Annotated in this window: 17 protein-coding genes; 7 read left to right on the forward strand and 10 right to left on the reverse strand. The window is 52.5% G+C overall.

Going from position 1 to position 19,991, the window contains the following annotated elements:
* The first annotated feature begins 54 nt into the window (after window positions 1-54).
* Both secA and mutT read left to right on the forward strand, forming a co-directional pair.
* On the forward strand, window positions 55-2,760 hold the full coding sequence (gene secA, locus AC07NP_RS07600; RefSeq protein WP_494660048.1) for a preprotein translocase subunit SecA: 2,706 nt from the start codon (window positions 55-57) through the stop codon (window positions 2,758-2,760).
* Between the two features lie 59 nt (window positions 2,761-2,819).
* Complete coding sequence (gene mutT, locus AC07NP_RS07605; protein WP_276292835.1) at window positions 2,820-3,212, forward strand: 8-oxo-dGTP diphosphatase MutT; 393 nt, start codon at window positions 2,820-2,822, stop codon at window positions 3,210-3,212.
* A 74-nt stretch (window positions 3,213-3,286) separates the two neighbouring features.
* Here mutT and yacG read toward each other — a convergent pair whose 3' ends face one another.
* The 3 genes from yacG to coaE are packed head-to-tail and all read right to left on the reverse strand — an operon-like array spanning window position 3,287 to window position 4,867.
* Window positions 3,287-3,481, reverse strand: coding sequence for a DNA gyrase inhibitor YacG (gene yacG / locus AC07NP_RS07610; protein WP_276292834.1), 195 nt, complete (start codon window positions 3,479-3,481; stop codon window positions 3,287-3,289).
* 22 nt (window positions 3,482-3,503) lie between these two features.
* On the reverse strand, window positions 3,504-4,247 hold the full coding sequence (gene zapD / locus AC07NP_RS07615) for a cell division protein ZapD (protein ID WP_494660049.1): 744 nt from the start codon (window positions 4,245-4,247) through the stop codon (window positions 3,504-3,506).
* Window positions 4,247-4,867, reverse strand: a complete 621-nt coding sequence (coaE, locus tag AC07NP_RS07620) for a dephospho-CoA kinase (RefSeq protein WP_494660050.1) — start codon at window positions 4,865-4,867, stop codon at window positions 4,247-4,249. The genes zapD and coaE overlap by 1 nt, the downstream gene beginning before the upstream one ends.
* Before the next feature lie 226 nt (window positions 4,868-5,093).
* Between coaE and AC07NP_RS07625 the strand changes: the two genes are divergently transcribed.
* Window positions 5,094-6,137 carry a GMP reductase gene (locus AC07NP_RS07625; RefSeq protein WP_494660051.1) on the forward strand — a complete coding sequence of 348 codons (1,044 nt, stop codon included), beginning with the start codon at window positions 5,094-5,096 and terminating at the stop codon, window positions 6,135-6,137.
* A 38-nt stretch (window positions 6,138-6,175) separates the two neighbouring features.
* Here AC07NP_RS07625 and hofC read toward each other — a convergent pair whose 3' ends face one another.
* From hofC to nadC, 4 genes are all read right to left on the reverse strand, one after another.
* Window positions 6,176-7,375: a protein transport protein HofC gene (gene hofC, locus AC07NP_RS07630; RefSeq protein ID WP_494660052.1), complete on the reverse strand. Its 1,200-nt coding sequence runs from the start codon at window positions 7,373-7,375 to the stop codon at window positions 6,176-6,178.
* Window positions 7,365-8,750 (reverse strand): type II secretion system protein GspE, encoded by a 1,386-nt coding sequence (gspE, locus tag AC07NP_RS07635; RefSeq protein WP_494660094.1) that lies wholly within the window; start codon window positions 8,748-8,750, stop codon window positions 7,365-7,367. The genes hofC and gspE overlap by 11 nt, the downstream gene beginning before the upstream one ends.
* Before the next feature lie 9 nt (window positions 8,751-8,759).
* Window positions 8,760-9,197: a prepilin peptidase-dependent pilin gene (gene ppdD, locus AC07NP_RS07640; RefSeq protein ID WP_494660053.1), complete on the reverse strand. Its 438-nt coding sequence runs from the start codon at window positions 9,195-9,197 to the stop codon at window positions 8,760-8,762.
* Between the two features lie 244 nt (window positions 9,198-9,441).
* Window positions 9,442-10,335: a carboxylating nicotinate-nucleotide diphosphorylase gene (gene nadC / locus AC07NP_RS07645; protein ID WP_494660054.1), complete on the reverse strand. Its 894-nt coding sequence runs from the start codon at window positions 10,333-10,335 to the stop codon at window positions 9,442-9,444.
* 86 nt (window positions 10,336-10,421) lie between these two features.
* Between nadC and ampD the strand changes: the two genes are divergently transcribed.
* Together ampD and ampE are read left to right on the forward strand one after the other, a co-directional pair.
* Window positions 10,422-10,985, forward strand: a complete 564-nt coding sequence (gene ampD, locus AC07NP_RS07650) for a 1,6-anhydro-N-acetylmuramyl-L-alanine amidase AmpD (protein WP_192611097.1) — start codon at window positions 10,422-10,424, stop codon at window positions 10,983-10,985.
* Window positions 10,982-11,836, forward strand: a complete 855-nt coding sequence (ampE, locus tag AC07NP_RS07655) for a beta-lactamase regulator AmpE (RefSeq protein ID WP_494660055.1) — start codon at window positions 10,982-10,984, stop codon at window positions 11,834-11,836. The genes ampD and ampE overlap by 4 nt, the downstream gene beginning before the upstream one ends.
* A gap of 78 nt (window positions 11,837-11,914) precedes the next feature.
* Here the strand turns inward: ampE and AC07NP_RS07660 are convergent, their stop codons facing one another.
* The 3 genes from AC07NP_RS07660 to aroP all read right to left on the reverse strand — a co-directional run bounded on the left by AC07NP_RS07660 (window position 11,915) and on the right by aroP (window position 15,801).
* The gene (locus AC07NP_RS07660; RefSeq protein WP_494660056.1) at window positions 11,915-12,865 is read right to left on the reverse strand and encodes a glycoside hydrolase family 43 protein; all 951 of its coding nucleotides are present in this window, start codon (window positions 12,863-12,865) and stop codon (window positions 11,915-11,917) included.
* The gene (locus AC07NP_RS07665) at window positions 12,865-14,271 is read right to left on the reverse strand and encodes a glycoside-pentoside-hexuronide (GPH):cation symporter (RefSeq protein ID WP_203358914.1); all 1,407 of its coding nucleotides are present in this window, start codon (window positions 14,269-14,271) and stop codon (window positions 12,865-12,867) included. Before AC07NP_RS07665 ends, AC07NP_RS07660 begins: the two co-directional genes overlap by 1 nt.
* A gap of 156 nt (window positions 14,272-14,427) precedes the next feature.
* Window positions 14,428-15,801, reverse strand: a complete 1,374-nt coding sequence (gene aroP / locus AC07NP_RS07670; RefSeq protein WP_494660057.1) for an aromatic amino acid transporter AroP — start codon at window positions 15,799-15,801, stop codon at window positions 14,428-14,430.
* A gap of 593 nt (window positions 15,802-16,394) precedes the next feature.
* Between aroP and pdhR the strand changes: the two genes are divergently transcribed.
* Both pdhR and aceE read left to right on the forward strand, forming a co-directional pair.
* Window positions 16,395-17,159 carry a pyruvate dehydrogenase complex transcriptional repressor PdhR gene (pdhR, locus tag AC07NP_RS07675; RefSeq protein WP_192611100.1) on the forward strand — a complete coding sequence of 255 codons (765 nt, stop codon included), beginning with the start codon at window positions 16,395-16,397 and terminating at the stop codon, window positions 17,157-17,159.
* 161 nt (window positions 17,160-17,320) lie between these two features.
* Window positions 17,321-19,984 carry a pyruvate dehydrogenase (acetyl-transferring), homodimeric type gene (gene aceE / locus AC07NP_RS07680; protein WP_301701433.1) on the forward strand — a complete coding sequence of 888 codons (2,664 nt, stop codon included), beginning with the start codon at window positions 17,321-17,323 and terminating at the stop codon, window positions 19,982-19,984.
* The last annotated feature ends 7 nt before the right edge of the window (window positions 19,985-19,991 follow it).

Here is a 19,991-nt window from a genome sequence, read left to right on the forward strand (position 1 = left end):
CCTTTAATTCATTTTTATGACTTCGCTTCGCGGGGCGTTTGAGATTTTATTATTATGCTAATCAAATTATTAACGAAAGTATTCGGTAGTCGTAACGATCGTACGTTGCGTCGCATGCGCAAAGTGGTCGGCGTGATTAATGCCATGGAACCGGAGATGGAAAAACTCTCCGATGACGAACTGAAAGCGAAAACAGCAGAGTTCCGTGCTCGTCTGGAAAAAGGTGAAAGCCTGGAAAGCCTGATTCCGGAAGCCTTTGCGGTTGTCCGCGAAGCCAGTAAACGTGTCTTCGGGATGCGCCACTTTGACGTTCAGTTGTTAGGCGGTATGGTCCTTAACGATCGCTGCATCGCGGAAATGCGTACCGGTGAAGGTAAAACGCTGACTGCAACGCTGCCTGCTTACCTGAACGCATTAAGCGGGAAAGGTGTGCATGTGGTGACCGTGAACGACTACCTGGCACAGCGTGACGCCGAAAATAACCGCCCACTGTTTGAATTCCTCGGCATGAGCGTCGGCATCAACATGTCTGGCCTGCCAGCTCCTGCAAAACGTGAAGCATACGCGGCGGACATCACTTACGGCACCAACAACGAATACGGCTTTGATTACCTGCGCGACAACATGGCGTTCAGCCCTGAAGAACGCGTTCAGCGTAAACTGCACTACGCGCTGGTGGATGAGGTGGACTCCATCCTGATCGATGAAGCACGTACGCCGCTTATCATTTCTGGTCCGGCTGAAGACAGCTCAGAAATGTATATGAAAGTGAACAAAATCATCCCGCGCCTGGTGCGCCAGGAGAAAGAAGACTCCGACACCTTCCAGGGTGAAGGCCATTTCTCCGTTGATGAAAAAGCCCGTCAGGTGAACCTAACTGAACGTGGTCTGGTACTGATTGAAGAACTGCTGGTGAATGAAGGCATCATGGACGAAGGTGAGTCGCTGTACTCTCCGGGCAACATTATGCTGATGCACCACGTCACCGCAGCGCTGCGCGCGCACGTGCTGTTCACCCGCGACGTCGACTACATCGTGAAAGACGGTGAAGTTATCATCGTTGACGAACACACCGGTCGTACCATGCAGGGGCGTCGCTGGTCTGACGGTTTGCACCAGGCCGTTGAAGCGAAAGAAGGCGTGGATATCCAGAACGAAAACCAGACGCTGGCCTCCATTACGTTCCAGAACTACTTCCGTCTGTACGAGAAACTGGCCGGTATGACCGGTACAGCAGATACCGAAGCATTTGAATTTAGCTCTATCTACAAGCTGGATACCGTTGTGGTTCCGACCAACCGTCCGATGATCCGTAAAGACATGCCGGACCTGGTCTACATGACGGAAGCGGAAAAAATTCAGGCGATTATTGAAGATATCAAAGAGCGTACTGCGAATGGTCAGCCGGTGCTGGTCGGTACGATCTCCATCGAGAAATCCGAAGTGGTTTCTAACGAGCTGGTGAAAGCCGGTATCAAACATAACGTTCTGAACGCCAAATTCCACGCCAACGAAGCGGCGATCGTTGCACAGGCGGGTTACCCGGCTGCAGTGACCATCGCGACTAACATGGCAGGTCGTGGTACCGATATCGTGCTGGGCGGTAGCTGGCAGGCGGAAGTGGCCGAGCTTGAAAATCCAACTCCGGAACAGATTGCGCAGATCAAAGCAGACTGGCAGGTGCGTCATGATGCGGTGCTGGCATCGGGCGGTTTGCACATCATTGGTACCGAGCGTCACGAATCTCGTCGTATCGATAACCAGCTTCGTGGCCGTTCTGGTCGTCAGGGTGACGCCGGTTCTTCCCGTTTCTACCTGTCGATGGAAGATGCGCTGATGCGTATCTTCGCCTCTGACCGTGTTTCAGGCATGATGCGCAAACTGGGCATGAAACCGGGCGAAGCCATTGAGCACCCGTGGGTAACTAAAGCGATTGCCAACGCACAGCGTAAAGTGGAAAGCCGTAACTTCGATATTCGTAAGCAACTGCTGGAATATGATGATGTGGCGAACGATCAGCGTCGCGCTATCTACAGCCAGCGTAATGAACTGCTGGATGTGAGTGACGTAAGCGAAACCATCAACAGCATCCGCGAAGATGTGTTCAAAGTCACCATCGATGCCTATATTCCGCCGCAGTCGCTGGAAGAGATGTGGGATGTTCCAGGGCTGCAGGAACGCCTGAAAAACGATTTTGATCTCGAGATGCCGATTTCAGAGTGGCTGGATAAAGAGCCTGAACTGCATGAAGAAACGCTGCGTGAACGTATTCTGGCGCATGCTATCGATGTGTACCAGCGCAAAGAAGAAGTGGTCGGTGCAGAAATGATGCGCCACTTCGAGAAGGGCGTTATGCTGCAAACACTCGATTCACTGTGGAAAGAGCACCTGGCGGCGATGGATTACTTGCGTCAGGGTATCCACCTGCGTGGCTATGCGCAGAAAGATCCGAAGCAGGAATATAAACGTGAATCTTTCGCCATGTTTGCCTCTATGCTGGAGTCACTGAAATACGAAGTGATCAGTACGCTGAGCAAAGTTCAGGTTCGCATGCCGGAAGAGGTTGAAGCCATGGAACAGCAGCGTCGTGAAGAAGCTGAACGTTTGGCGCAAATGCAACAACTGAGCCATAAAGGTGATGATTCCGCTGTGGCAGAAGAGCTGGCTGCGCAAACGGGCGATCGCAAAGTGGGTCGTAATGATCCATGCCCTTGCGGTTCCGGTAAAAAATACAAACAGTGCCATGGTCGTCTGAGCTAAGGTCTGAATAAAAACGATAAAGGCGCAGATATCTGCGCCTTTTTTATGGACGAGATAATATGAAAATACTGCAAATCGCGGTGGGCATTATTCGCAACGACGCGGGGGAGATCTTCATAACTCAACGCGCCGCAGATGCCCATATGGCGAATAAGCTGGAATTTCCTGGTGGGAAAATTGAATTGGGTGAAACGCCGGAACAGGCGCTGATTCGTGAGCTACAGGAAGAGGTAGGCATTACACCGCAAGGTGCGACGTTATTTGATACGCTGGAATATCAGTTCCCGGATCGGCATATCACCCTCTGGTTCTGGCTGGTCGAAAGCTGGGAAGGGGAGCCGTGGGGAAGGGAAGGACAACCCGGTCAGTGGATTGCACAGAGCGAGCTGGATGCGAAAGATTTTCCGCCGGCAAATGAACCCGTTATTACGAAGTTAAAGCAGAACATGTAGGCCACAGGCCGGATAAGGCGTAGCCTCCATCCGGCAAACAATGGCGGTACCCGCCCGACAGAACAGCAGCAGATTTACTGCTGTTCTTCGCTCCAGTCATCACTCTCTGACAGATCGCCAGAACTGGGAATGCGTTTTTCTTCGGCGGCCCATTCACCTAAATCGATCAACTGACAGCGTTTGGAACAGAACGGACGAAATGGACTGGCTTCGCTCCAGACAACATTTTTACCGCAGGTTGGGCAGTTTACGATGGTTTGTTCAGACATTTTCGCTCCTTAAACTCACTTCTTAACAACATGCCAGCTCAAAGTCCAGGCGTTCAGGAACCAGGCCATTTTCACTGTCCAGCGGCATAAAACGGATCGCAAAACGGCTCTTGTGCCCTGAAATTTGCGGATAAAGCTGTGAGTCCAGCGTCAGTTGCAGACGCAACAGATCCGCATCATCACCGTTATCCTGATAGAAACCATTCAGGCTGGTTTGCTTACGGAAAGGCGCGGAGTTACGGATCAGATCCAGGATCAACGTCAACGCCTGATTGAGTGGATTCAGGCTTGTAAGCCATGTTTCAACCTGGGCATCGCGTTGCGATTGCGGAAGATGCAGCCAGATGTGCAGCGTTGGCAGGTCAAAACTACAGCAGCCGCCTGGAATACTCAGGCGTTGGCGCACCAGAGCGACAAGGCGATCTTCACGCAGTTCCTGGCCAATTCGCGGCGCTGAAATCAAAATGCTGCCAGCCGTTTTTAATTGTTGGCGAAGGGCATCGATTCGACTTTGATCTACACCAGGCACTTCCATCCAGGCCTTAAGCTTACGCTGCTGGCGCTCAAGTTCTTTGAGAAGTTCTGTGCGCACTTCACCACGCTCAAACACGTCCAGCAAGTCGCCGATATTGCGGAAGAAATGCAGTGCCCCGGCATGATCTGCAATAGGGAGTTTGACGGAAAGTTGTTGAATCAGAAATTCAATGCGCAGCCATGTACGCATCTTCTCATTGAGAGGGTGTTCAAAAAGGACCTGGGTGTGCATTACGGTTTTTCCTGTGAGACAAACTGCGACGCAAGTTGCAAATAGCGCGCGTGCAGGCGTGCGACATCCGATGCAATGGCATCCGGTGCGCCGTTATTATCAATAACATCGTCCGCCACGGCAAGACGCGCTTCACGCGTCGCCTGGGCAGCCAGAATTTGTTCAACATGCTCACGCGTCACATCATCGCGTTGCATGGTTCTAAGGCGCTGTGTTTCCGGGGTGACATCAACCACCAGTACGCGATTGGCCTTTTTGTAGAGCGCGTTTTCAACCAGCAGCGGCACCACCCAAAGCACGTAAGGCGATGTGGTTTGCTGAAATTGCCGCTGAGTTTCCTGCTGGATGAGTGGGTGCAGCAAGCCATTTAGCCAGGACTTCTCTTCTGGGGCGGCAAATATGCGTTCGCGCAAAACTCGCCGCTGCAACGAACCGTCCGCAGCGATAACGTCTGAACCAAAATGTTCCGCAATCGCGTTAAGGGCGGGTTGGCCGGGTTCAACCACCTGGCGGGCAATAATATCTGCATCAATCACGTTTATTCCGAGGTCAGCAAATGCATTTGCAACGGTGCTTTTACCACTGCCGATGCCGCCCGTTAAGGCTACCGTATACCTCATATAATTTGATCCCGGGAAATTGATTTTGATAATCAAATGGTTAAAAGTTAAACATGCGAAGGCGAGGCTGTCGTGGGGGTTGCCCACTGTTCGCCAGGTAAATTTATGGGATTGTAGCGTAAAAAAAGAGAATTTCGCAGTCTTGCGAAGCCATGATTAGTGCGTATGATAGCGTCACTGGAGTTGTGCTCTCATTCTAATAGTCATTAACCCCAGGAATCCGCACATGCGTATCGAAGAAGATCTGAAGTTAGGTTTCAAAGACGTTCTTATCCGCCCTAAGCGTTCTACTCTCAAAAGTCGTTCCGATGTTGAACTGGAACGTGAATTTACCTTTAAACACTCAGGTCAGACCTGGTCTGGCGTCCCGGTTATTGCTGCGAATATGGACACCGTTGGTACATTTTCGATGGCTGCCGCTTTGGCTTCTTTCGGTATTCTGACCGCCGTTCACAAGCACTACTCCGTTGCAGACTGGAGCGCGTTTGTCAGTGAAGCATCTGCAGATGTCATTAAGCACGTGATGGTCTCTACCGGGACTTCTGATGCTGATTTTGAAAAAACGAATCAGATTCTGGCGCTGAATCCGGCACTGAACTTTATCTGTATTGATGTGGCAAACGGTTACTCTGAGCATTTCGTACAGTTTGTGGCAAAAGCGCGTGAAGCATGGCCAACAAAAACCATCTGTGCAGGTAATGTAGTCACCGGTGAAATGTGTGAAGAACTGGTTCTTTCCGGCGCGGATATCGTGAAGGTTGGGATTGGCCCTGGTTCTGTATGCACAACCCGAGTGAAAACTGGCGTGGGCTATCCGCAGCTTTCTGCTGTGATTGAATGTGCCGATGCAGCACATGGTCTGGGCGGCATGATTGTCAGCGATGGCGGTTGTACGATGCCAGGCGATGTTGCCAAAGCCTTTGGCGGTGGCGCAGACTTCGTGATGCTGGGCGGAATGCTGGCGGGTCACGAAGAAAGCGGCGGGAGAATTGTCGAAGAGAACGGCGAGAAGTTCATGCTGTTCTACGGTATGAGTTCAGAGTCTGCAATGACTCGCCACGTAGGTGGCGTTGCGCAGTACCGTGCTGCAGAGGGTAAAACCGTTAAGCTGCCACTGCGTGGCCCGGTTGAAAACACCGCGCGTGATATCCTGGGCGGTTTGCGTTCTGCCTGTACTTATGTTGGGGCATCTCGTCTGAAAGAACTGACCAAGCGCACCACCTTTATTCGCGTTCAGGAACAAGAAAACCGCGTTTTCAATAGCCTGTAATCGCCTGTGCTGGCGCTGTATTCAGCGCCAGCCTCTCACTATCCTCCGCTCATTGCATCCCCGAGATGGAAAATGGGCAAATACATTGCCACCACCAGCGTTCCTATAATTAACCCGGTTATCACCAACAGCGTGGGTTCCAGCAGTGCCGCCAGGTTATCTGCCAGGGAGAGCGTATTTTCACTGTGATGTCGGGCAAGGTTATGCAGCATCGTATCCAGCGAGCCAGAGGCTTCTCCTGTTCTCACCAGTTGCAGGCATAATGGACTAAATTCTCCGGCATTTTTGAACGCCAGCCAGATGGGGTGTCCTGCGGTAATGTCGTGCTGAATTTGCATCAGTCGTTGCGACCACCAGGGGCAAACGATCGTTTCTCTCACGCTCTCCAGCCCGTGTAAAAAAGTGATGCCCGCACTTTGCGTCAGCGCCAGAATGGTAAATATTTGAGTAAGCTTCTGTCCCCGCGCCAGACGACCAATCACCGGTGTTCGCAGTAGAAGACGCTGGCACACGATCTGCCAGGAAGGCTTTCGCCTTAGCAGCATATTTGCCACCGCTAACACGATGCAAAGCAATGCCAGTAGCCATCCCGAGGACGCTGTAAAATCAGCGAATGCCATCACCCCACGCGTCAGGGTGGGTAGCGGTGTATTGAACGTTTTATAGATGGCCGCAAATTCCGGCAGAACAAAGTGCAGTATAGCGATAACCACCAGTACCGCCATGGTTAAAATGATGATGGGATAGCGCAGCGCTTTTTTCACTTTTTCCGTAAGCTGTTGCTGCGCCTTTTGCTGGCGGGCCAGCTCAAAACAGCATTCATCAAGCTTACCCGTTAATTCCCCAGTACGAATCATCGCCTGATAGAGCGGGGGAAAGACATTAGACCATTGCGACAGCGCGCTGGAAAACGGTATTCCCTGTTCCAGGTCGTGCGCCAGAACGTGTAGTAATGCCCGCCATTGCCCACTGGGATGCTGCCCTGCAAGTAACGTCAGCCCTTCTGAAAGTGTCAATCCTGCTTTGAGGAGCGTTGCCAGTTGGTAGATAAGTTCTGCCGTTTTTTCTGCACGCCATTGGGCAGTTTTCACGCTTATGCGCCTGACTCGAAGCGGTGTAATTCGTTGTTGCGCCAGAGCCACAAGCAACAATACCCGGTTCTCAGCCCACAACGTGCCGTCGGCAGAGACGCCTTCGTTGTTAAGGCCCTGCCAACGCCAAAGTTGTTTAGCTGCCATGAGGCATACCCAGTATACGGATCAACTCTTCAAATGTCGTTAATCCTTGTTCAACGGCCTGGCAGCCATTGTCAAAAAGCGAACGCATACCGGCCTGCTGGGCATGGGATTCAAGCGTTTCAATGTCAGTTCCGGTAGCGATGAGTTGCCTGAGCGCTGGCGTGACGGGCAGGACTTCGAACAGTGCCGTTCGCCCGTAGAACCCATGGTGACAATGTTCGCAACCGGGCGCCTGCCAGCGCGGTAGCCACGTGGGCCATAGTGCAGCCGGGAGAGTTATGGAATCTCCGGTGGTATGCCGACAGTGCGGGCACAGTTTTCGCACCAGACGTTGGGCAACCACCAGCGTCAACGCTGAGGAAAGCATCCAGCGCGCCACACCCATTTGCTGCAAACGGACCAATGTTTCAATGGTTGAGTTGGTATGCAGTGTCGAGAGAACTAAATGGCCGGTTTGCGCTGCTTTAATGGCAATTTCCGCCGTTTCTCCGTCGCGGATTTCGCCAACCATGATGATATCGGGATCCTGGCGCAGCAAGGCACGTAATACGCCCTGAAAAGTGAGACCCGCACGAGGGTGAATTTGTGTCTGGTTGAGACCTTCAATGGGGATCTCGATCGGATCTTCCACACTACAGAGGTTAAGGTCTGGCATGTTGCGTGTTTGCAGTGCGCTGTAGAGTGTGACTGTTTTTCCGCTCCCGGTCGGGCCTGTGACCAACACCAGTCCCTGCGGTTGCTGTAGCGCTTGCATGAATTCGGTTAACTGGGATTCATGCATCCCCAGCATTTTTATGTCCAACGCCTGATTGACCTGGTGTAGCAGGCGGAGCACCACTTTCTCTCCTCCCCGACAGGGAAGCGTGGCGATACGAAATGAGACTGTGCTACCGGTTAATTCGATGGTGAACTGCCCGTCCTGTGGGAGACGGTGTTCCGCGATGTCCAGATGACCCAGCACTTTGAGTCTTGCTGTCAGCGCGGTGCCCGTGTCTGACGAAATGTTCGGCAAGGCGTGTAACACGCCGTCCACGCGTAGTCTGATTCGGTAATGGTTTTCAGACGGTTCAATGTGAATATCAGAGGCGCGTTTTGCCAGTGCAGTCTGTAAGGTCTGATGCAGCAATCCAGCGGCAGTGGGGCTGTTTTCCGTAATAGCTGTCGACGGCGCTTTCTGGGGTTTGTGCAGATGACTTTCCATCTGTTGTTGGGTCCAGCACACGAGATCGATCCGTTTTTGCGTAGCGAACCGCAGCGCATCCAACAATCCCTGAGAGGGCGAGTCGACCACGGCGATATGGACAGTATCGCTATCCACATTGATGAGTACAGCCTGATGGCGCTGGCACAAGGCCTGGAGTTGTGCGTCTTTCATCATTTAACCTCAGTTGGCGTCAAAGCGAAAAACGTCTTCGCAGGCTTGCTGCAATGCGCTGTCATTCTGAATCGCGCAAACGCGTGTCCAGCCCGTAATACCGTTAGCGTTATCCCAGCCAGGCGTCATGGTGACGCTCAGACCATTGAGGCTTTCTTGCCCGGTAAGGATGACGACGCCTTTCACTACGCTCATTTCTGAGACATAGCGGGTGGTCGTGGGGGATGGAATACCATTGGTACCGGCATTGCACGTATCCATCCCACCATGGTCCAGCGCGCACAGTTCCACCGCGGTGCGATAGGGGACGAAGGTTTGCAGCATGTCGGTCAGTGCCGCTTTACGCAGGTAGTTCTGATAAGCCGGGATACCAATTGCACTTAAAATGGCGATGATGCCAATGACGACCATCAATTCGATAAGCGTGAAGCCACGTTGCTTGTCCATTGTCTGCTCCTTGAGTTAGCTGGCGCTACTGTGGCAAACACAGGGCTCTGCATACGAGTGGCAAAAAGCAAAACGGGAAGGCGAGTTCAGGCGTATTTATGTTGGTTTCAAAGTCAGACAGAGCCTTTGCGAAGAGGCTCGAAGAAAATGCCGGATGGCGGCGTGAGCGCCTTATCCGGCATACAAAAGAAGCGAGGATGCCAGGCCCGATAAGCGAAGCGCCATTGAGCAATGCAATCAGCGATTAGCGAAAACGCATGGAGAGATCCAGTGCGCGTACGTGCTTGGTGAGTGCGCCTACGGAGATGAAATCGACACCCGTTTCGGCAAATTCACGCAGGGTTTCATGGGTCACATTACCCGAAACTTCCAGTCGCGCCTGACCGTTAGTGCGTTTAACTGCCTCGCGCATTTGTTCTGTTTCGAAATTGTCCAGCATGATGATATCCGCGCCCGCTTTCAGCGCGTCGTCCAACTCATCCAGATTTTCAACTTCGACCTCTACCGGAACATCCGGGTGCAGCCAGAACGCTTTTTCAACGGCCTGGCGTACGGAGCCGGAGGCAATAATGTGGTTCTCTTTGATCAAGAATGCGTCAGAAAGACCTAGCCGATGGTTCGCGCCGCCACCGCAGAGTACCGCGTATTTTAGCGCAGTACGCAGACCTGGCAGCGTTTTGCGTGTATCCAGCAATTGGGTGTTTGTGCCAGCAAGCAGATCGACATATTCGCGTACCACGCTGGCAACGCCAGAGAGCGTTTGAACAAAATTGAGCGCGGTGCGTTCACCCGTCAGCAAGATACGAGACGGGCCATCAAGTTCAAATAGCGGCTGGTTGGCTTTGATGCTGTCGCCATCTGCGACATGCCAGGTGAGGCTTACATCGTCGCCTGCCAGTTGAATAAAGACCTCTTCAACCCAGCGTTTGCCGCAAAATACGCCGTCTTCGCGTGTAATAACGATGGCGTGAGAACGTGTGTTCTCCGGCAAAAGTTGCGCGGTAATATCGTTACTGGCGTCAACTTCTCCGCCTAAATCTTCGCGCAGCGCCTGGGCAACAGCGGCAGGGATATCCAGATTTATGCGTTCCAACAGCGCGTCACGTCGGTAGTCAGGGTTATAGCGGCGAGGCGGCATGATAAAACTCCAATTGCTAACGAATCATAAGGTAGAAACATGCTACTCTGAACCGGATATCAGCACCACATTTAAGGAGATCTTGCATGTTGTTAGACAAGGGATGGCTGGCAGAGGCGCGACGTGTCCCCTCTCCGCATTTTGATTGCCGCCCGGACGACGAAATTCCTTCATTATTGGTGGTGCACAATATCAGCTTACCGCCCGGTGAGTTTGGTGGCCCCTGGATTGATGCATTATTCACAGGAACTCTGGATCCCGATGCCCACCCATTTTTTGCCGGGATTGCTCACCTGCGTGTTTCTGCCCATTGTCTGATTCGCCGCGATGGCGAAATCGTCCAGTATGTTCCTTTCGATAAGCGAGCATGGCATGCAGGAGTATCGAACTATCACGGGCGTGAGCGCTGTAATGATTTTTCCATCGGTATTGAGCTGGAAGGTACAGACACGTTGGCCTATAGCGATGAGCAGTATCAGCAACTGGCCGCAGTGACGCGCACGCTAATCGCGCTTTACCCGGCAATAACCAACAACATGACCGGACATTGCGATATTGCGCCTGAGCGTAAAACCGATCCTGGCCCGTCGTTTGACTGGGCGAAGTTTCGCGCTCTGGTCACCCCCTCGTCGCACAAGGAGATGACATGACGCTGTTTACAACATTATTGGTGCTGATCGTTGAGCGCCTGTTTAAGCTGGGTGAGCACTGGCACCTCGATCACCGACTGGAGGCGTTTTTCCGCCGCATTAAGCATTTTTCGATGCTGCGAACGCTGGGAATGACGGCGATTGCGATGGGCATCACCTTTTTGCTGCTGCGCGCGCTGGAAGGTTTGCTGTTCAATGCCCCAACGCTTGCGGTCTGGATCCTGATCGGCCTGCTCTGTGTCGGCGCAGGTAAAGTGCGCCTGCATTATCACGCCTATCTGAATGCGGCTTCTCGCGATGACGCGCATGCGCGTGAGGCGATGGCCAACGAGTTGACGCTGATCCATGGCGTTCCACCGGAGTGCAATGAGCGCGAGTTTCTGCGTGAACTGCAAAATGCGCTGTTATGGATTAACTTTCGTTTCTATCTGGCGCCGCTGTTCTGGTTTATTGTCGGTGGTTCGTGGGGGCCTGTGACGCTCATTGGTTACGCCTTTTTACGCGCATGGCAATCCTGGCTGGCGCGTTATCAAAACCCGCATCAGCGTCTGCAATCGGGGGTTGATGCCATTCTGCATGTGGTGGACTGGATCCCCGTGCGTCTTGCTGGTGTGGTTTATGCCTTGTTGGGACACGGTGAGAAGGCGCTGCCAGCCTGGTTTGCTTCGCTGGCGGATTTGCGCACCTCACAGTATCAGGTGCTGACGCGTCTGGCGCAGTTCTCACTGGCGCGGGAGTCACATACGGGCAAAGTAGAAACGCCGAAAGCCGCTGTTTCGATGGCGAAGAAAGCGTCGTTTGTGGTGGTGGTAGTGATAGCACTGCTGACGATTTATGGGACGCTGATTTAACGTTGTATCGCCGGATGAGGCTGCGCAGATCCGGCTGCAAGAATCGGCCCGGTGGCGCTGCGCTTACCGGGCGGTGAGTTAGAGCGTATCTGCAGGCGGGATGCCAAAATCAGGCATCCCGTTTTCCTTCCAGTGAACTAACTTCAGACGTGTGTGACGATTAGGATCGTAGAGCGGATCGCCTTCGATTTCGGTGTAGTTACGTGCGTGATAAATCAGCACATCTTCTCCATCCGGTGTTTTTGTAAAACTGTTATGCCCTGGGCCGTACTGGCGGTTTTCATTGCTGGTGGTAAAGACCGGATGCGGTGATTTTTGCCAGTTATCCGGGTTCAGCGGATCGGCATCTGCCGCAATCCACAGCAACCCCATACAGTAGTTTTCATCCGTGGCGCTGGCCGAATAGCTGATAAACAGCGTATCGTCGTGTCGCAAAACGGCGGGGCCTTCGTTGACCAGAAAGCCGCGGCATTCCCAGTCATACTCGGGTTTGCTAAGCATGACCGGCTCACCTTTGAGCGTCCACGGATTGGACAGTTCAGCGATATAGATGTTCGAGTTTCCGGCGATGTCAGGCGATTTTTGCGCCCACAGATACCACTGTTTCCCCTGATGGCTAAACGTGGTGGCATCCAGCGCGAAGGTGTCGAACGGTGTTTCTATCTGGCCTTTTTCAATCCAAACGCCAGTCAGTGGATCGGCATTTGTGCACTCGAGAGCAAACATGCGGTGCTGGAACATGCCCAAACTGTCGAGCGCCTGGGTGTGCGCGGCGGCAAAATAGATGTACCACTTATTTTCAATGTGGTGCAGTTCTGGCGCCCAGATCAGTTCGCTCATTGGACCGCTTTCTGGCTTGCGCCAAACCACAACGGGTGCGGCATCGCGCAATCCTTCCAGCGAATTGGCCCGACGGATCTCCAGGCGATCGTATTCCGGGACGGAAGCAATGAAGTAGTAATGGCTGCCGTCCTGGAGGATAAACGGATCGGCGCGTTGCTCAATAAACGGATTTGGCCAGGTGTGCATTAGGCTTTCCTTACTGTTTCTGCAGAGTGAATGTCCTGATACTCGTTGAGCTCGCGGTAGTTGATACGACGTTTCTCCAGATCGGCCTGAATCTGCTGCATAAATTCGCGATCGACTTTCAGCAGGCGGACGACACCCGCCGTGATCAGATAGCCAATGCCTGGAATGATGGTGAACAGCAGCATAATGCCATTGATGGCATTTTCACTTTGCGCTTTCGCTCCGGCGTCGTAGCCGTACCAGGAGAGCAGGAAACCCACCATCGCCCCGGCAATCGCCAGGCCCAATTTCAGGAAGAACAGGTTGCCGGAAAAACTGATCCCGGTGATACGTTTACCTGTTTTCCATTCGCCGTAGTCATCCACATCCGCCATTAGCGACCAGTGCAGCGGGGAAGGGATCTGATGGAGAATATTGAGCAGTACGTACAGTACGACAATCAGTGTTGTCGCATGCGGGTCGAGGAAGTAAAAGGCGCAGGAGAAAATCGCCAGTACGATGTTGGTCCAGAAAAAGACCTTCAGTTTACACCAGCGGTCCGTCAGCACTTTCGCCAGCATGCTGCCCCCCATCATCCCGACCACGCCCAGGCTGATAAACAGCGTCGCGAAATGGGTACTCTGTTGCATAACCCAGGTGACGTAATACATGGTTGCCGCCATGCGAATAAACCCCGGGCATACATTGCACAGGGTTAACAGCAGGATTTTAACCCACTGGTCGTTCTTCCAGACGTCTTTGAGGTCCGCTTTTAAATCGTCGTTGGTCGGAACCGCCGGACGTATACGCTCGCGCACGGTGGCGAAGCAAAACAAGAACATGCACATGCCGATAAAGGCCAGTACGGTCATCGCCATCTGATAACCTTTGGCTTTGTTTTCGCCGCCGAACCAGTCCGCCATTGGCAAGAGCGTAAGCGACAGCAGCAGGGTGGCGATACCCACCAGTACAAAGCGATAAGACTGACAGGCGACGCGCTCTTTCGGGTCGTTGGTGATAACACTGCCTAATGAGCAATAAGGAATGTTGATGGCTGTGTAAGTGATGGATAACAGAAAATAGGTGACAAACGCATAGATAACCTTGCTGTTGTAGCTCCACTCAGGTGTGGTAAACATCAGTACGCTAAACAGGGCATAGGGGAAGGCAATCCACAGCAGCCAGGGGCGGAAACGCCCGTATTTGCTGCGCGTGCGGTCTGCCAGAGCTCCCATAATCGGGTCAGTGACGGCGTCAATGACGCGCACAGAAAGCAGCAACACGCCGACCAGTGCCGGAGCCAGACCAAAAATATCCGTATAAAAATAGTTAACAAACAGCATAATAGCGCCAAATATGATGTTACATCCGGCGTCACCCATGCCATAACCGATCTTTTCTCTTACAGACAGCTTACGCGTTTCCATTGAGAATTCTCCCCCATCAGGTGTAAAGAGGATTATTCGCTCCGGTATGGGTAATTGCGTTGCAGTAAAAGGTCAGTGATATGAACAAAATAGCTATGCGTGGGAAAGTGTGAGGCAGGTAACAACCCTCACCCGGGCGGGTGAGGGTGGAGAAGATTAATGCGCTTTTACGGCTTTAGCGGTTTTCTGTTTGCACAGATAGCCGACGCCAAGGATCACAAGCCAGACCGGGATCAGCCAAACGGAGATCGCCATACCCGGTGTCATCAGCATAATCACCAGCACTGCCGCCATGAAAATCAGGCAGATCCAGTTACCTAACGGATAAAACAGCGCCGGGAAGCGGGTGGTTGCACCCTGTTGCTCTTTAGCGCGACGGAACTTGATATGCGCGAGGCTGATCATGGCCCAGTTGATGACCAGCGCAGAAACGACCAGCGCCATCAGCAGACCGAACGCAGATTCTGGCGCCAGGTAGTTGATCAGTACGCACAGGGCGGTGACCAGCGCAGAAACCAGAATGGTGTTCACCGGCACGCCGCGTTTATCGACACTCATCAACGCTTTCGGCGCGTTACCCTGCTGAGCCAGACCGAATAGCATACGGCTGTTACAGTACACGCAGCTGTTATAGACAGAAAGAGCGGCTGTCAGTACCACAACGTTCAGCGCGTTCGCTACAAAGGTATCGCCCAGTTCGTGGAAGATCAGGACGAACGGGCTGACGTCAGCGGTAACACGCGTCCATGGCATCAGAGAGAGCAGGACGGCCAGCGAACCCACATAGAAAATCAGGATACGGTAGATAACCTGGTTAGTGGCTTTCGGGATGCTTTGCTCCGGGTTATCCGCTTCTGCGGCGGTGATCCCCACTAATTCAAGGCCGCCAAACGAGAACATGATGATGGCCATCATCATGACCAGACCGGTGAAGCCATGTGGCAGGAAGCCACCTTGATCCCACAAGTTGCTGACGCTGGCCTGCGGACCACCGTTACCGCTAAACAGCAGCCAGCCGCCGAACAGGATCATCGCTACAACAGCGATAACCTTAATAATGGCGAACCAAAACTCCATTTCACCGAACACTTTTACGTTGGTCAGGTTAATGGCGTTGATGGCAATAAAGAAGACGGCAGCTGAGACCCAGGTCGGGATTTCCGGCCACCAGAACTGGACATACTTCCCAACGGCGGTCAGTTCCGCCATTGCGACCAGAACGTACAGCACCCAGTAGTTCCATCCGGAGGCAAAACCGGCGAATCCGCCCCAATATTTGTAGGCGAAATGGCTGAAGGAGCCCGCAACCGGCTCTTCAACGACCATTTCACCTAACTGACGCATGATTAAAAAAGCGATAAAACCGGCGATCGCATAACCCAGAATAATGCCGGGTCCTGCAGACTGAATAACGGAAGCGCTACCCAGGAACAGCCCGGTGCCTATCGCGCCACCCAAAGCGATGAGCTGGATATGGCGGTTTTTAAGGCCGCGCTTTAGCTGCTCGCCATGCTGTTGACCATCCATCATGAAACCTCGTGTGTGGTTTTACTCTTCATATTCCAGGCGGCTTTGGCGCTGCCCGCACTATTTTGAGTCATTATTTTTGAACTACGCAGTGATGCGTGTGTAAGTTTGCAATTCCGTTTGTTGTATTAATTTGTTTACGGCAATGAATTCTAAAATGTTACACAAAGACTTTTGTCTTATTCAGAATAATGGTATGCGGTCGCGAATGCACCTGCTTTATGAAGGGCGGGTGACGACTTGAATAAAAAGAAACCATTTGTAAATGCCATTTCACCGGAAACGCTGTTTGCAATATGAATGTTTATTCAATAATTAGGCAGTGAAAATCGATAATTAAGCAGGTGAATCGGTTCAGATGGGATATTTTTTCGTTTCAATTACGTTAAATCTGCTTGCCTGGGGGTAAATTTAACATTTGTGCATGGTTACATGTTTGAAACGTTATTTCTGTAATCTTGTTAAAATGTGCTTGGTTTACTGATTTCAATCAAAACCTGTATGGACAGAAGGTGAATACTTTGTTACTTTAGCGTCACGAACGTGAAATTGGTAAGACCAATTGACTCCGGGCAAATGGCTTAAGACAGGGAATCATGGCCTACAGCAAAATTCGCCAACCTAAATTATCCGATGTGATTGAGCAGCAGCTGGAGTTTTTAATTCTTGAGGGGACCTTGCGCCCCGGCGAAAAACTCCCACCGGAACGCGAACTGGCAAAACAGTTCGATGTTTCCCGACCCTCCTTGCGCGAGGCGATCCAACGTCTCGAAGCGAAGGGTCTGCTGCTTCGTCGCCAGGGCGGCGGAACTTTTGTTCAGAGCAGCCTGTGGCAGAGTTTTAGCGACCCACTGGTAGAACTGCTCTCCGATCACCCTGAATCCCAGTTTGACCTGCTCGAGACGCGCCATGCGCTGGAAGGCATTGCTGCATACTACGCGGCACTGCGCAGCACGGATGAAGACAAGACTCGTATTCGTGAACTCCACCATGCCATTGAACTGGCGCAACAGTCAGGCGACCTGGACGCAGAGTCCGACGCCGTTCTCCAGTATCAAATTGCGGTCACTGAAGCAGCGCACAATGTGGTGTTGCTCCATTTACTGAGATGCATGGAGCCGATGCTGGCGCAAAACGTTCGTCAAAACTTTGAATTGCTGTATGCGCGTCGGGAGATGCTGCCGCTGGTAAGCAGTCACCGTACCCGTATTTTTGAAGCGATTATCGCCGGGAATCCGGAAGAGGCGCGTGAAGCGTCGCACCGTCACCTGGCGTTTATCGAAGAGATTCTCCTGGACCGAAGCCGTGAGGAAAGCCGTCGTGAACGCGCCTTACGCCGCCTGGAGCAACGAAAGAATTAGTGATTTTTCTGGTAGAAAGTTAACCAGAAGATGTTGTAAATCAAGCGCTATTTAACGCGCGGCAACTAAACGCAGAACCTGTCTTATTGCGTTTTCCAGCGAAAATGCAATGGGACAGGTTCCAGATAACTCAACGTATTAGATAGATAAGGAATACCCCCATGTCAGAACGTTTCCCAAATGACGTGGATCCGATCGAAACTCGCGACTGGCTACAGGCGATCGAATCGGTCATCCGTGAAGAAGGTGTTGAGCGCGCTCAGTATCTGATTGACCAGCTTCTTTCTGAAGCCCGCAAAGGCGGCGTGAAAGTAGCGGCAGGTGCAGGGGCCAGCAATTATGTAAACACTATTGCCGTTGAAGATGAGCCGGAATACCCGGGCAATCTGGAGCTGGAACGTCGTATTCGTTCTGCTATCCGCTGGAACGCCATCATGACGGTGCTGCGTGCATCTAAAAAAGACCTTGAGCTGGGTGGCCACATGGCATCCTTCCAGTCTTCCGCAACTGTTTATGATGTGTGTTTCAACCATTTCTTCCGTGCGCGCAACGAGCAGGATGGCGGCGACCTGGTGTACTTCCAGGGTCACATCTCCCCGGGCGTGTACGCACGTGCATTCCTCGAAGGCCGTCTGACTGAAGAGCAGATGGACAACTTCCGTCAGGAAGTGAATGGCAAAGGCCTGTCTTCCTACCCGCACCCGAAACTGATGCCGGAATTCTGGCAGTTCCCGACCGTCTCTATGGGTCTGGGTCCAATCGGTGCGATCTACCAGGCTAAATTCCTGAAATATTTGGAACACCGTGGCCTGAAAGATACCTCTAAACAAACCGTTTACGCCTTCCTGGGTGACGGTGAGATGGATGAGCCGGAATCCAAAGGTGCGATCACCATCGCTACCCGTGAAAAACTGGACAACCTGGTCTTTGTTATCAACTGTAACCTGCAGCGTCTTGACGGCCCGGTCACCGGTAACGGCAAGATTGTCAACGAACTGGAAGGCATCTTCGCGGGTGCTGGCTGGAACGTGATTAAAGTGATGTGGGGCGGTCGTTGGGATGAGCTGCTGCGTAAAGATACCAGCGGTAAACTGATCCAGCTGATGAACGAAACCCTTGACGGTGACTACCAGACCTTCAAATCCAAAGATGGCGCTTACGTTCGCGAGCACTTCTTCGGTAAATACCCGGAAACCGCAGCGCTGGTCGCTGACTGGACTGATGAGCAGATCTGGGCACTGAACCGTGGTGGTCACGATCCGAAGAAAGTTTACGCTGCACTGAAAAAAGCGCAGGACACCAAAGGCAAAGCAACTGTCATCCTCGCCCATACCATTAAAGGTTACGGCATGGGCGACACCGCCGAAGGTAAAAACATCGCGCACCAGGTGAAGAAAATGAACATGGACGGCGTGCGTCATATCCGCGACCGTTTCAACGTTCCAGTCACCGATGAGCAGGTTGAAAAACTGTCTTACATTACCTTCCCGGAAGGTTCTGAAGAGCACACCTATCTGCACGCTCAGCGTCAGAAACTGCACGGCTACCTGCCGAGCCGCCAGCCGAACTTCACTGAGAAGCTGGAACTGCCGACCCTGGAAGACTTCGGTGCGCTGCTGGAAGAGCAGAACAAAGAGATCTCCACCACTATCGCTTTCGTTCGTGCCCTGAACGTGATGCTGAAGAACAAGTCGATCAAAGATCGTCTGGTGCCGATCATCGCTGACGAAGCGCGTACTTTCGGTATGGAAGGTCTGTTCCGTCAGATCGGTATTTACAGCCCGAACGGCCAGCAGTACACCCCGCAGGACCGTGAGCAGGTTGCTTACTACAAAGAAGACGAGAAAGGTCAGATCCTGCAGGAAGGTATCAACGAGCTGGGCGCAGGTTCTTCTTGGCTGGCCGCTGCAACTTCTTACAGCACCAACGATCTGCCGATGATCCCGTTCTACATCTACTACTCCATGTTCGGGTTCCAGCGTATCGGCGACCTGTGCTGGGCAGCAGGTGACCAGCAGGCTCGCGGCTTCCTGATCGGTGGTACTTCCGGTCGTACGACGCTGAACGGCGAAGGTCTGCAGCACGAAGATGGTCACAGCCATATTCAGTCTCTGACTATCCCGAACTGTATCTCTTACGATCCGTCTTACGCGTACGAAGTTGCGGTCATCATGCACGATGGTCTGGAGCGCATGTACGGTGAGAAACAAGAGAACGTTTACTACTACATCACCACGCTGAACGAAAACTACCACATGCCGGCAATGCCAGCAGGTGCCGAGGAAGGTATCCGTAAAGGTATCTACAAACTCGAAACCCTCGAAGGTAGCAAAGGTAAAGTTCAGCTGCTGGGCTCCGGTTCTATCCTGCGTCACGTCCGTGAAGCAGCGCAGATCCTGGCGAACGACTACGGCGTAGGTTCTGACGTGTATAGCGTCACTTCCTTCACTGAACTGGCACGTGATGGCCAGGATTGTGAGCGCTGGAACATGCTGCACCCGCTGGAAACTCCGCGCGTTCCGTACATCGCTCAGGTGATGAACGACGCTCCGGCTGTGGCATCTACTGACTATATGAAACTGTTTGCCGAACAAGTTCGTACTTATGTACCGGCTGATGATTACCGCGTACTGGGTACCGATGGTTTCGGTCGCTCTGACAGCCGTGAAAACCTGCGTCACCACTTCGAAGTTGATGCTTCATACGTGGTTGTAGCGGCACTGGGCGAACTGGCTAAACGTGGCGAAATCGATAAGAAAGTGGTTGCGGACGCAATCGCCAAATTCAACATCGATGCAGAAAAAGTTAACCCGCGTCTGGCGTAAGAGGTAA

The sequence above is a fragment of the Citrobacter sp. GW821-FHT07H02 genome (genome assembly GCF_059418505.1).